Genomic DNA, 13,122 nt, shown 5'->3' with positions numbered 1-13,122 from the left:
CCGCGCGGTGACCTACCGCCTCCTGGCGATCTTCCAGCGCCCGCCCTCATGGACCACCAAGCCTGCCACCTCCAGCATGGCGAGTGGCCCCACCACCTGGTGGGCGGGGATGCCCGCGGCGACCGCCACCTCGTCCGCGCTGCGCGCACCCCGCCCGGGCAAGGCGTCGTAGACCCGTCGCTCGGTGTCGGTGCACGCGTCGAGCGGCGACTCCGGACCCACCTCGACCGGCGGAAGCTCCCCCATCCGCCCCACCAGCTCGATGACCTCCTCGGGCCTGGTGACCAGATTGGCCTCGCCGTCGCGGAGCAACCGGTGACACCCCACCGACGCACCCGAGGTGACCGGTCCCGGCACGGCGCACACGTGGCGACCGAGCGCCCGGGCCCACGCCGCGGTGTTGGCCGCACCGCTTCTCGCACCGGCCTCCACCACCACGGTGGCACCTGACAACGCCGCGACGAGTCGGTTGCGGGTCAGGAACCGGCTGCGGGTCGGCCTGCTGCCCGGTGGGTATTCGCTGAGCACCAGCCCGTGGGTGCGGATCCTGCTCAACAGCGCGGCGTGGCCCGCCGGGTACGGCACGTCCACGCCGCCCGCGACCACGGCGACGGTCACCCCGTCGGCGGCCAGCGTCGCCCGGTGTGCGGCGCCGTCGATGCCGAACGCGCCGCCCGACACCACCGCCACACCGCGCATCGCCAGCCCCGCAGCCAGGTCCGCCGCCACGTGTTCGCCGTAGGCGGTGGCCGCACGCGTCCCGACGATCGCCGCTGCCCGGTCGGCAACCTCGTCCATACCGGCGGGGCCGACCGCCCACAGCACCAGCGGCGCATGCCCCTGCGAGCGGTTGCTGCGGTCGATGCCGTCGAATTTCATGAAGTTCAGCAGCGGCCACTCGTCATCGAACGCGGTGACCAGCCGCCCACCCATGCGCGCCAACACGTCGAGATCGTCCTGCGCACAGTCGAGTTCGCGACGGGCGTCGGTCTTCCGTTTCAGCGGCTCCGCGACATCTGCGCGGCGCACCTTCGCGGCCGCCTCGACCGGCCCGTATTTCGTCACCAGGTTCGTGAGCTCCGGACACGGCGGTTCGGCGACCCGCGACAGATATGCCCACGCCCGCTCGACATCGGTGCTCATCGCAGACCCTCCACGTGACGGAAGCTCAGCGCGACGCCGACGTCGTCCTTGGTCGGTGAAGACCTTCCGGCCAGATCCGCCAGCGTCCAGGCGACCCGCATCGAGCGGTCGACCCCACGGATGCTGAGCACGCCACGTTCGAGCGCGGTCTTCAGCGGCTGCATCGCCTCGGCCGACAGGCGGAACCGCCTGCGCAGCAAAGGCCCGCTCACTTCGGCGTTGGTGCGGATACCGTACGGCCGCCACCTCAGCTCCGCCGCCGCCCGGGCCGCCGCGACGCGTTCACGCACGACAGCCGTCGACTCCCCCGCCTCGGGGGCGAACGCGCCCGCCTTCACGGGATGCATGTCCACCCGAAGATCGACCCGGTCGAGCAGCGGACCCGACAGCTTGCCGAGGTAGCGACGTTTCACTCCGCCCGAACAGATGCAGTCCTTCGGGTCGGTGCGTGCGCAGGGGCAGGGATTGGCCGCCAGCACCAGCTGGAAACGCGCCGGATACCGGGCGACGCCGTCGCGGCGCGCGATGCGGATCTCCCCGTCCTCCAACGGAGTTCGCAGCGCTTCCAGCGCGCTCACGCGCAGTTCGGCGCACTCGTCGAGGAACAGCACGCCCCGGTGGGCACGGCTGACCGCGCCGGGACGGGCGATTCCGGTCCCGCCGCCGACCAGCGCGGCCACGGTCGACGTCTGGTGCGGCGCCACGAACGGCGGCCGGGAGATCAGCGGTGCTGCGCCGGTCAGCAGACCCGCCACCGAGTGGATCGCCGTCACCTCGAGCGACTCCTGCTCGGACAGCGGCGGCAACAGGCCCGGAAGGCGTTGCGCGAGCATCGTCTTGCCCACGCCGGGCGGTCCGGTGAGCATGAGGTGGTGCGCCCCCGCAGCGGCCACCTCGACCGCGAAGCGCGCATGTGTCTGTCCGATGACGTCGGCGAGGTCGGCCGTCTCGTCGGGCGCCGCCGGCGGTGCGAGAATCCGCGGTTCGAGGTCGGCCTTACCGGCCAGCCACTGGTGAAGCTGTCCGAGCGTGCGCACACCGAAGACGTCGACACCGTCGACCAGGCTCGCCTCGGCGAGGTTCTCGCACGGCACGACGACGGTCGGCCAGCCTTCCCGCTTGGCGGCCAGCACCGCCGGCAGCACCCCTTTGACCGGCCGCACCCGACCGTCGAGCGCCAATTCGCCCAGCAGCAGGGTCTTTTCGAGCCGCTCCCACTCCTTCTTGCCGTGCGCGCACATCACCGCGGCGGCCAATGCCAAGTCGTAGACCGAGCCCATCTTCGGCAGCGTGGCGGGCGAGAGCGCCAGCGTCAGCCGCGACATCGGCCATTCGGCACCGCAGTTGGTGATCGCCGCCCGCACCCGATCCCGCGACTCCTGCAGCGCCGCATCGGGCAACCCCACCAGATGCACCCCCGGCAGTCCCGAGGTGATGTGGGCCTCGATCTCGACGATCACCCCGTCCAGACCGAGCACCGCCACCGAGAACGCCCGCCCCAGCGCCATCACGCCACCCCCGCCAGATGGGTGATCTCCGGGGTGGCCTGCCTGCCCAGGCGCACCCCGAGGACGTCGATGCGCACCGCCTCCCAGTGTTCGTCCTGAGCGGCCAGCCACAACCCGGCCAGCCGGCGCAGGCGCCGCACCTTCTGCGGCGTCACCGCCTGCGCCAGCCCGCCGAAGCCGTCGCCCGTGCGGGTCTTGACCTCCACGAAAACCACCGCCCGCGCGGCCGTGTCCACCGCGATCACGTCGAGCTCTCCGTAACGGCAGCGCCAATTGCGTTCCAGCACACGCATACCGAGCGAGCACAGGTGCTCGACCGCCAAATCTTCCCCGAGCGCGCCGATCGCCGCGCGTGTCCACGAAGTCATGCCCCGACCCTGCGCAGCACCACCGACACCGACCCGACCACCACACCGGGTTATCCCCAGGCGCCGAATCATCCACAGGAACAAGACCGAGAGCGGGCCGCTATCACCGGCGATATCACATTTCGTACGACACACACCGGCTCCAATCAGGTGCAGATGTGACGCCTGGGATCAGGACGTCGGCGCCCCCCGAGTTTCACGTCCGTCAAAAAGGGGGACCCGTAGCCGTCCGTCCACGCGACTGCACCGACGCAGGAGGTTCGAGAGCATGAGTGCCAGACCCGGTTACGGCAGCGCCCAAGGCAGCGCCCACGGCGCCGTGAGCAGGGCCACCGACAGCAACGCCTTCGAATACGCCGCCCGGGCCGGGTTCGCGGCCAGCGGCGTGCTCCACCTGCTCGTCGGTTACATCATCCTGCAGATCGCGCTCGGCAGCGGCGGCAGCGCCGACCAGTCCGGGGCGCTGGCGACGCTGGCCGGCCAGACCGGCGGCAAGGTCGTGCTGTGGATCGCCACGATCGGGCTCCTGGCGCTGGGCCTGTGGCGCCTGGCGGAGGCGGTGGTCGGATCCAAGCCCGGCGAGCAGTACGGACAAGCTCAGGGCGACAGCCCCGCGTGGAAGCGCGCCAAGTCGGTGGGTCTGGCGATCGCCAACTTCGCGATCGCCTTCCCCGCCATGCAGTTCGCCACCGGTGGCGGTCAGTCCAGCGGCCAGCAGAATTCCGGGATGTCCGCGCAGCTCATGCAGCACGGATGGGGCAAGGCCCTGCTGATCCTCGTCGGCCTGGGCGTCATCGCCGTCGGCGGCTACCACGTCTACAAGGGCGCGACGAAGAAGTTCCTCGAGGATCTGCGGGCCGCCGGCGGACGGGGTATCACCGCGGTCGGCGTCGCCGGTTACGTGGCCAAGGGCCTCGTCCTCGCCGGTGCGGGCATCCTCGTCATCGTCGCGACCCTGCAGGCCGACCCCGCCAAGGCCTCCGGACTCGACGCCGCGGTCAAGACGCTCGGGCAGGCGCCGTTCGGCAAGTTCCTGCTCATCGTCGCCGCGATCGGCATCGCCGCGTTCGGCGCCTACAGCTTCGTGCGCAGCCGCCACGGCCGCCTCTGACCGCTGAGACGAAGAAACCGCCGCCACAGCGTCGCTGCGGCGGCGGTTCGTCGTCGCCGGGATTACTCGGCGAGCGCGTCGAACAGCGTGGCGAGCTGGCCCGGCTGCACCGTCACCCCGCACTGATTGCGCTGATCGATCAGCGGCCGCGCGATGTTGCGCAGGTCCACGAACTCGTTCGGGTGGGCGGTGAAGTACGCCCGGACCGAAGCCTCACCCTCGCCGGCCGGCTGTGATGCCGCCCGGGTGAGGACGTCGTTGGCGCCCTGATGGGTGGCCAGGTAGCCACCGGCGGCGCTGAGCACACCGCCGGCCGTGGTGGCGAAGCCGTTGGCATCGCACGCGGCCGGCTGAGCCGCCGCCGTCGGCAGCGCGATGGTCGCCGCGGCCACACCGCCCAGAGCGCAGGCGGCAAACGCGCCGGCGATCCCGCGGCGCGCGGTTTTCGATGACATGGTCATGTCTTGTCTTCCTCGTCTGTGTGATGAACGGTCGCATTCCCCCGCGACCAGAGGCCAACGTACCCGCGCAAAAAGGGATCATTTCGGGCCCGAAAAACGCCTGGTCAGAATGCGAAACGCGTTACAGGTACAGCAGTGATGTCGGCCTCAATCCGGGGCGAGTTCCTGAGTGTGGGTTAAGGCATCGGCGCGCGACATAAGAACCCAGAGAGTGTCATCACGACATCGTGACCGCATCGTGACAGCTACCGGTCACCGGATTGCGGGCATCGCGATCAGCGCGTGCAGTCAGCGACAAGGTCCCGGCCGGCAGGTAGGGAAGGGTATCTTCACTTAGGTCTGCCTCAGGTCACAGCGCCCGTGGCGCGGAAAGGATGCACTGGATGCGACCACGTTTGAGCCGGATCGCCCGCCCGATCGTCACCGTCGTGTCGGTCCTCGCCGTGGTGACGGGTCTGGCCGCCTGCTCGAGTTCGGACGACTCGGACGACCTGCTGATCTACAACGCGCAGCATGAGTCGCTGACCAAGGAGTGGATCGACGCCTTCACCGAGGAGACCGGGATCAAGGTCTCCTACCGTCAGGGCGGCGACACCGAACTGGGCAACCAACTGGTCGCCGAGGGTGATGCCTCACCCGCCGACGTCTTCCTGACCGAGAACTCGCCCGCCATGGCCGCCGTCGAGCGCGCCGGGCTGTTCGCCGACCTCGACGCCGCCACGACACAACAGGTTCCCGCGCAGTACCGCCCCGCCACCGGCAAGTGGACCGGGGTCGCGGCGCGCAGCACGGTGTTCGTCTACAACCCGTCCCGGCTCAAGGCCGATCAGTTGCCGAAGTCGCTGCTCGACCTGCAGCGGCCCGAGTGGAAGGGCCGCTGGGGCGCCCCGCCGGCGAAGGCCGACTTCCAGGCCATCGTCGCCGCCCTGCTGCAGCTGGAGGGTGAACCCGCGACGGTGCAGTGGCTGGCCGGGATGAAGGCCAACGCGGTCATCTACAACGACAACATCGCCACGCTCAAGGCGGTCGACGCCGGTGAGGTCGACGGCGGCGTGATCTACCACTACTACTGGTTCCGCGATCAGTCCAAGACCAAGGAGATCAGCGGCAACACCGCGCTGCACTACTTCAAGAACCAGGATCCGGGCGCGTTCGTCAGCCTCTCCGGCGGCGGTGTGCTCGAGTCGAGCGACAAGAAGGACCAGGCGCAGCAGTTCATCACGTTCATCACCGGCCGGGCCGGCCAGGAGGTGCTCGAGAAGGGCACGTCGTTCGAGTATCCGGTCGCCAGCGGGGTGCCGGCCAATCCCGCTCTGCCGCCGCTGGACACGTTGCAGGCGCCTGCGGTCGATCCCTCGACGCTGGACGCACAGAAAGTGACCGATCTGATGACGAAGGCTGGCTTGCTGTAGGTGGTCGCCGCCGCCCCGCCCGTTCCGCCCCCCGTGACACCGGTCACGCGGTCCGACAAGACCGCCCGGCCCGGCCCACTGGTCTCCGGCACGGTCGCGATCCTGGTCGCCGCCACGCTGATCCCTCTGGGTTACGTGGTGTGGGGCGCGATCTCGATCGGGTGGAGCCGGGCCTACGAACTGGTGGTCCGGCCACGCGTCGGCGAGTTGCTGGTCAACACCGTCGCGCTGGTCGCGGTCACCGTTCCGCTGTGCGTGGTGATCGGCGTGGGGGTGGCGTGGCTGGTGGAACGCACCGACCTGCCCGGCCGTGCGTTCTGGCGTCCGGTGTTCGTCGCGCCGCTCGCGGTGCCGGCGTTCGTCAACAGCTACGCCTGGGTCGGCGTCATCCCGTCGCTGCACGGACTGTGGGCCGGTGTCCTGGTCACCACGCTGTCCTACTTCCCGTTCATGTATCTGCCCGCGGCGGCGACGCTGCGCCGGCTCGATCCGGCCGTCGAGGAGTCGGCGCGCGCGCTGGGGTCCCATTCGGCCGGGGTGTTCTTCCGGGTGGTGCTGCCCCAACTGCGACTGGCCATCCTCGGCGGCGGGCTGCTGATCGCGGTGCACCTGCTCGCGGAGTTCGGCGCGTTCGCGATGGTGCGCTTCGACACCTTCACCGTCGCGATCTTCCAGCAGTTCCAGGTGACGTTCGACGGGGCGGCGGGCAGCATGCTGGCCGGGGTGCTGGTGGTGTTGTGCCTGACGCTGCTCCTCGCCGAGGGCGCCGCTCGAGGAAAGGCGCGTTACGCGCGGATCGGCTCCGGGGCACAACGCGCCGCCACGCCGGTTCACCTGGGCCGCAGCATGATCGGCGCCCAGGTGACGCTGGCCGTGCTGGCCGTGTTGGCCCTCGGCGTTCCGGTGTGGACGATCCTGCGCTGGCTCTACATCGGCGGCGCCGAGGTGTGGGCGTTCGACGACATCGGCGAGGCACTCGGCCAGACCATCGCGCTGGCCGGGATCGCCGCCGCGTTGACGACGGCGCTGGCGTTCCCCGTCGCCTGGGTCGCGGTGCGGTCCAGCGGTTTCCTCGCCCGCGCGGTCGAAGGCGCCAACTACGTGACGAGTTCGCTGCCCGGCATCGTCACCGCGCTGGCGCTCGTCACCGTCACCATCCACGTCGTGCGCCCGCTCTACCAGAGCGTGGCGCTGATCGTGTTCGCCTACGTCCTGCTGTTCATGCCACGCGCCCTGGTCAACGTGCGCGCCGGGCTCGCCCAGGTACCGACCGGCCTGGAGGAGGCGTCCCGCTCGCTGGGCCGCTCCCCTACCGTGACGTTCCTGCACATCACGTTGCGTCTCACCGCACCCGCCGCCGCGGCCGGCGCGTCGATGGTGTTCGTCGCTGTCGCAACGGAATTGACCGCGACGCTGCTGCTGGCCCCCACCGGCACCCGTACGCTGTCGATGCGGTTCTGGTCCTACGCCAGCGAACTGGACTACGCGGCCGCCGCCCCGTTCGCACTGGTGCTGGTCCTGTTGGCGGTCCCGGTGACGATGATCCTGCTCAAACAGTCGACGAAGGGGGCCGCCCAGTGACCGGCCCCGCCCTTCTCGAGGTCCGCGCGCTCGCGAAGACGTTCCACGGCAGCACCGTGCTCGATCACATCGACCTGGACGTGGCACCGGGCAGCCTGACCGCCATCGTCGGGGCCTCCGGCTGCGGTAAGACCACGCTGCTGCGCCTCATCGCCGGGTTCGAGACCTCCGACGACGGAACCATCACCATCGCCGGCCGCCAGGTCGCGAGCGCGACGAGCGCGGTGCCCCCACACCGCCGCAGTGTCGGATATGTCGCCCAGGACGGTGCCCTCTTCCCCCACCTGACGGTCGGCCAGAACATCGCCTACGGCCTGCCCGGTAGTGCCCGGAGCGCCGCCGTGCGCGCCCGGGTGGCCGAACTGCTCGAAACCGTCTCGCTCGACGCCACATTCGCCCCGCGCCGGCCGCACCAACTGTCGGGTGGTCAGCAGCAGCGCGTCGCGCTGGCCCGTGCGCTGGCCCGCGAACCCGACCTGATGCTGCTCGACGAACCGTTCAGCGCCTTGGACACCGGACTGCGCGCGTCCACCCGAAAAGCCGTGGCGGGGCTCCTCACCCGCGCCGGCGTGACCACGCTGCTGGTCACCCACGACCAGGAGGAGGCGCTGTCGGTGGCCGATCAGGTGGCCGTCATGCGCGACGGCCGCTTCACCCAGGTGGGCACGCCGGAACAGGTCTACCGCCAGCCGGTGGACCGGTTCACCGCCGAGTTCCTCGGCGACTGCATCACCCTGCCGTGCACCGTTTCGGGCAACGTGGCCGACAGTGCCCTCGGACGCATCCCGGTGGCGGCCGACGACGGTCCGGCCACCCTGGTGCTGCGCCCCGAACAGCTCGTGGCGACGGTCGTCGACGACAGCGGGCGGCTCGACGGTGTCGGGACGGTCATCGGCATCGAATTCCTGGGCCACGACGTGTTGTTGACGATCGACCCGGCCGGTGACGCCGCGCCGATCGTCGTCCGCCAGCACAGCCTCTCCCCACCCCCCGTCGACGCCAAGGTGCGCATCGAGGTGGTAGGCCACGGAGCGGTGCTGGCATGAGCGGCCTCGTCGAACACCTTCGCGCGCAAGGCGATCGGACAGCGGTGCTCACCGACTCCCGGCGGCTGTCCTACGCTGACCTCGCCGACCGGGTGTCCGAGGTCGCCGCCCGACTCGGGGACACCCGCCGCCTGGTGCTGCTCGAGACCCGCAACGACCTCCCGACCCTGGTGCACTACCTGGGGGCCCTGGCCGGTGGCCATGTGGTGTTGCCGGTTCCGGCGGGCCGCGACCACGGCGAGTTGACGGCCTCCTACGATCCCGACGTCGTCGTCGACGCGGACGGCCTGCATCCACGTCGCGCGGGCAGCGTGCACCGCCTGCACGACGACCTCGCGCTGCTGCTGTCCACGTCGGGCAGCACCGGGTCGCCGAAGCTGGTCAGGCTGTCGCGGCGCAACCTGCTCAGCAACGCCCGCGCCATCGCCGACTACCTCGACATCCGCGAAAGCGACCGCGCCGCAACGACACTGCCGATGTCGTACTGCTACGGCCTGTCGGTGATCCACAGCCACCTGCTGCGCGGCGCCGCGCTCATCCTCACCGAGCACTCCGTGGTCGACGACGAGTTCTGGGCGTTGTTCCGCCGCCACCGCGGCACCACCTTCGCCGGTGTCCCCTACACGTTCGACCTGCTCGACAGCATCGGGTTCGACACCATGGACCTGCCGGACCTGCGTTACATCACCCAGGCGGGCGGGCGGCTGGCCCCCGAACGGGTGCTGCGCTACGCAGAACTCGGCACGGCGCTCGGCTGGCGGCTGGTCGTGATGTACGGCGCCACCGAGGCCACCGCCCGGATGGCCTATCTCCCGCCCGACCTCGCCGCCACGCATCCCGGCTGCATCGGTGTGCCGATCCCGGGCGGCTCGTTCACGATCGAACCACTCGACGGCTGGCCGGCCGCCGACGCCGCGGGCGAACTCGTCTACCGCGGCGACAACGTCATGATGGGCTACGCGCACGGGTCGGCCGACCTCTCGCGCGGCGACGAGGTCGAGGCGCTGCACACCGGCGACATCGCCCGCCGCCGCCCGGACGGCCTCTACGAGGTGATCGGCCGCAGCAGCCGGTTCGTCAAGATGTACGGCCTCCGCATCGATCTCCAGCGGCTCGAGACGGCGTTGCGCGACCGCGGCGTGGCGGCCCTGTGCACCGACCTCGACGACCGCCTCGTCGTCGCCGCGGCCGCACCCCACCGCCCGGCGGAGGTGGCGCGACTGGCCGCCGAGGCCGCCGGGGTTCCGTCGAGCGCGGTCAGCGTCGTCGCCGTCGCCGAGCTGCCCGTGCTGCCGACCGGCAAACCGGACTACCCCGCGGTCCGGGCGCTGGCGGCCCCGATCGACGACACGCCGCCGACCGCGGATCTGACGGCCGTGTTCGCCGAGGTGCTGCACCTCGACAGGGACGACATCGACCCGGATGCCAGCTTCGTCGACCTGGGCGGCAATTCGCTGACCTACGTGGCCATGTCCGTGCGGCTGGAACGGGCGCTGGGCCGGCTGCCCGGCGACTGGCAGCGGACCCCCCTGCGCGAACTGCAGTCTCAGGCCACGCCGAGACGCCGACGCTGGACCGCGACGCTGGAGACCAGCGTCGCGTTGCGCGCCGTCGCGATCGTGCTGATCGTCGGGTCGCACGCCACCCTGTTCGAACTGTGGGGCGGGGCGCATGTGCTGCTCGGGATCGCGGGGTACAACTTCGGCCGCTTCTGCCTGACGCCCGCCCCGCGTGCGCAACGGGTGCGGCACCTGCGCACCACGATCGCCTGGATCGCGGTCCCGTCGGTGGTTTGGGTGGTGATCGCGCTGCTGGTCACCGACGATTACCACCTGTCGAACCTGTTGCTGGCCAACAAATTCCTCGGCCCGCACGACAGCATGACCGCCGGGCGGCTGTGGTTCGTCGAGGTCATGGTGTGGACCCTTGTCGCGCTGGCGGCGTTGATCGCGCTGCCCGCCGCGGACCGGGCCGAGCGGCGCCGGCCGTTCGCGTTCTCCGTGGGCTTCCTGGCCGTCGGGCTGGCGCTGCGCTACGACGTCCTCGGGCTGGATCTCGGGCGCGAGGCCTGGTTCACGATGCTGACGTTCTGGTTCTTCGCCGCCGGTTGGGCCGCCGCGAAGGCCCGCACACCGTGGCAGCGGATCGCGGTCACGGCGGCCCTGGTGGTCGGGTTGTACGGGTACTTCGAGAACACCGACCGCGAGATGCTGGTGCTCGCGGGCTTCGTACTGCTGATCTGGTTGCCGGCTCTGCGCTGCCCGCCGGGGCTGACCGTGGTCGCGGGCGTCGTCGGCGAGGCGTCGCTGTACACCTATCTCACGCACTTCCAGGTGTACGCCCTGTTCGAGGGCCGCCCCGCACTGGGCGTCGCCGCGTCGATCGCGGTGGGGGTGCTGCTCACCCGGGCGCTGACGCTGCTCCGCCGGCGGTTGCGCGACCGCAGGCCGAGCGTCAGTGCGGCCGCGGTTCCCGCTCGGCGATGAGCCCCTCCTGCGCCAGTGTCGCGGCGATGACACCGTCGGCGCGGACCAGGCTCGCGGTGATCACCCCGCGGCCGCGGGCGGCGGCGGGCGAGCTGGACTCGAGCAGGTTCCATTCGTCGGCGCGCACCGGTTGGTGAAACCACACCGACGAATCGGTGGTGCCGCTGCGATGGGTCCGGGCCCGCATCGAGTGTCCGTGCACCTGCAGGGCCGGGTCGATCATGTACAGGTCGGTTACGTAGACGGCGATCAAGGTGTGCAGGAGCGGATCGTCGGGCAGGGCGACCGTGGCGCGCCACCAGAACCGGCGCACGAAACCCTCGCCGGACCCGTCGTCCTCGACGCGGATGTCGAGTTCGTCGAGCGGCACCGACGGCGCCGGGCCGGGCGGTCCGGTGGGCTCGAGATCCTCGGGGCCGGGTGTGGTCAGCGGACGGTGGCCGTGTTCGGGACCGGCCATCGGCACCGCGAACGACACGGTCGCGGTGGTCAGCAGCCGGCCGGCCTGGCGCGATTCGACCCGCCGGGACGCCGTGGTGCGGCCGTCGTACACCGCGGTGACGTCGTAGCCGACCGCGTCGCCCGCCTCACCACCGCGCAGGAACTGCAGGTGCATCGCGGTCGGCGGGCGGTCGGAGTCCACGGTGCGCGCGGCCGCGGCCAGGCTCTGCGCGGCGAACTGGCCGCCGTAGGCGCGTTTGCCCGCCGGTCCGCTCGGCGGTCCCACCCAGGTGTCGGCGCGCCCCCCCGCGGCCACGTCGAGGAGCTCGAGCAGGCGGCTCACGCGCCGCCCGATCCTGTTGCGACCGAACCGGATTCGGCGAGGCGGGAGACCTCATCGGCGGAGATGCCGAGCCACTCGGACAGGACCGCAGCGGTGTCGTCGCCCAGCGCGGGCGCGGCGACCGCGGGCGGGTAGGCGCCGTCGAACGAAACCGGCAGACCGGGCGCCAGGTGACGACCGACGCGAGGCTGGTCGAGTTCGGTGAACAGCGGGTTGGCGGTGACGCGGGCGTCGCCTGCCACGTCGGCGAAGCTGCGGTAACGCTCCCACAGGACCGACGTACCGGACAGCGCCGACGCGACCTCGTCGGCGGTGTGCGCACTGAACCAGACCGTGAACAGCCCGGTCAGCGCGTCGCGATGACGGTAGCGGTCCCCTTCGTCGGTGAAGTCGGCGCCGAGCGCCTCACCCAGTGCGGCGACGGCCTTGGCGGTTCCGGTCAGCTCGGTGAGGTCACGGAAGTGCCGATTGGTCAGCACCACCACCATGAACGCGGCGCCGTCGCCGCTGACGAAGTTCTGGCCGTAGGTGCCGTAAAGCGAATTCCCCAGGCGCGGACGGGATTCCCCGGTCACCATCGCTTCGGTGAGGAACGCGAGATTGCCCGCGGTGGCCAGCGCCACGTTCTCCAGCGGAATACTGATGCGGGCACCGGCGCCGGTGCCGTCGCGGTGGCGCAGCGCGGTCGTCACCGCGAGCGCGGCATACAGACCGCAGGACACATCCCACGCCGGGAGCACGTGATTGACCGGGGTCGCCAGCTCGGGCGGCCCGGTCACCAAGGGAAATCCGGTGGCGGCGTTGACGGTGTAATCGACCGCGGTGCCGCCGTCGGCGCGCCCCGACACCTCGACATGGATGATGTCCGCCCGGCGCGCGGACAGCGTGTCGTACGAATGCCACTCCCGCCCTGCGACATTGGTGATCAACACCCCTGCGTCGACGATCAGGCGGGTCACCAGATCCTGCCCCTGGGCACTGCGCATGTCCACGGCGACCGATCGCTTGCCCTTGTTCAGACCGGCCCAGTAGATGCTGTCGCCGGCGTCGGTGAGCGGCCAGCGCCGGTAGTCGGCGGCGCCTCCGACCGGGTCGACCCGGATGACCTCGGCGCCCAACTGCGTCAACGTCATCCCCGCCAGCGGTACGGCGACGAAGCTGGAGATCTCGACGATGCGTACCCCGGCGAGCGGCCGGACCGGATCCGTTGCAGGCATCCGCT

Annotated in this window: 11 protein-coding genes; 5 read left to right on the top strand and 6 right to left on the bottom strand. The window is 70.8% G+C overall.

Going from position 1 to position 13,122, the window contains the following annotated elements:
* Positions 1–12: 12 nt before the first annotated feature.
* The 3 genes from dprA to AU195_RS17640 are packed head-to-tail and all read right to left on the bottom strand — an operon-like array spanning position 13 to position 3,019.
* Entirely contained in the window at positions 13–1,143 is a 1,131-nt protein-coding gene (dprA, locus tag AU195_RS17650) for a DNA-processing protein DprA (protein WP_059160345.1), read from the bottom strand.
* Positions 1,140–2,651, bottom strand: coding sequence for a YifB family Mg chelatase-like AAA ATPase (locus tag AU195_RS17645; protein ID WP_059160344.1), 1,512 nt, complete (start codon positions 2,649–2,651; stop codon positions 1,140–1,142). Before AU195_RS17645 ends, dprA begins: the two co-directional genes overlap by 4 nt.
* On the bottom strand, positions 2,651–3,019 hold the full coding sequence (locus AU195_RS17640) for a YraN family protein (RefSeq protein WP_059160343.1): 369 nt from the start codon (positions 3,017–3,019) through the stop codon (positions 2,651–2,653). Before AU195_RS17640 ends, AU195_RS17645 begins: the two co-directional genes overlap by 1 nt.
* A 268-nt stretch (positions 3,020–3,287) precedes the next feature.
* On the opposite strand from AU195_RS17640, the gene AU195_RS17635 reads away from it, so the two are divergent.
* Complete coding sequence (locus AU195_RS17635) at positions 3,288–4,130, top strand: DUF1206 domain-containing protein (protein ID WP_059160342.1); 843 nt, start codon at positions 3,288–3,290, stop codon at positions 4,128–4,130.
* Between the two features lie 62 nt (positions 4,131–4,192).
* Here AU195_RS17635 and AU195_RS17630 read toward each other — a convergent pair whose 3' ends face one another.
* The gene (locus AU195_RS17630; protein ID WP_059160341.1) at positions 4,193–4,591 is read right to left on the bottom strand and encodes a hemophore-related protein; all 399 of its coding nucleotides are present in this window, start codon (positions 4,589–4,591) and stop codon (positions 4,193–4,195) included.
* A 383-nt stretch (positions 4,592–4,974) separates the two neighbouring features.
* Between AU195_RS17630 and AU195_RS17625 the strand changes: the two genes are divergently transcribed.
* From AU195_RS17625 to AU195_RS17610, 4 genes are read left to right on the top strand one after another with little or no spacing between them, the layout of a single operon-like run.
* Positions 4,975–6,003 carry an iron ABC transporter substrate-binding protein gene (locus tag AU195_RS17625; protein WP_059160442.1) on the top strand — a complete coding sequence of 343 codons (1,029 nt, stop codon included), beginning with the start codon at positions 4,975–4,977 and terminating at the stop codon, positions 6,001–6,003.
* Positions 6,004–7,584 (top strand): ABC transporter permease, encoded by a 1,581-nt coding sequence (locus AU195_RS17620; protein ID WP_059160340.1) that lies wholly within the window; start codon positions 6,004–6,006, stop codon positions 7,582–7,584.
* Entirely contained in the window at positions 7,581–8,630 is a 1,050-nt protein-coding gene (locus AU195_RS17615; protein WP_059160339.1) for an ABC transporter ATP-binding protein, read from the top strand. Before AU195_RS17620 ends, AU195_RS17615 begins: the two co-directional genes overlap by 4 nt.
* On the top strand, positions 8,627–11,116 hold the full coding sequence (locus AU195_RS17610; protein WP_059160338.1) for a non-ribosomal peptide synthetase: 2,490 nt from the start codon (positions 8,627–8,629) through the stop codon (positions 11,114–11,116). The genes AU195_RS17615 and AU195_RS17610 overlap by 4 nt, the downstream gene beginning before the upstream one ends.
* Here the strand turns inward: AU195_RS17610 and AU195_RS17605 are convergent.
* Both AU195_RS17605 and AU195_RS17600 read right to left on the bottom strand, forming a co-directional pair.
* Complete coding sequence (locus AU195_RS17605) at positions 11,085–11,900, bottom strand: acyl-CoA thioesterase (RefSeq protein ID WP_059160337.1); 816 nt, start codon at positions 11,898–11,900, stop codon at positions 11,085–11,087. The genes AU195_RS17610 and AU195_RS17605 overlap by 32 nt on opposite strands.
* Positions 11,897–13,117, bottom strand: coding sequence for a CoA transferase (locus tag AU195_RS17600; RefSeq protein WP_059160336.1), 1,221 nt, complete (start codon positions 13,115–13,117; stop codon positions 11,897–11,899). The genes AU195_RS17605 and AU195_RS17600 overlap by 4 nt, the downstream gene beginning before the upstream one ends.
* Between the last annotated feature and the right edge of the window lie 5 nt (positions 13,118–13,122).

This window comes from Mycobacterium sp. IS-1496, from assembly GCF_001499995.1.
Lineage (GTDB): Bacteria > Actinomycetota > Actinomycetes > Mycobacteriales > Mycobacteriaceae > Mycobacterium.
Note: the sequence above shows the minus strand (reverse complement) of the source record. Positions and strands in the feature narration are given on the sequence as shown.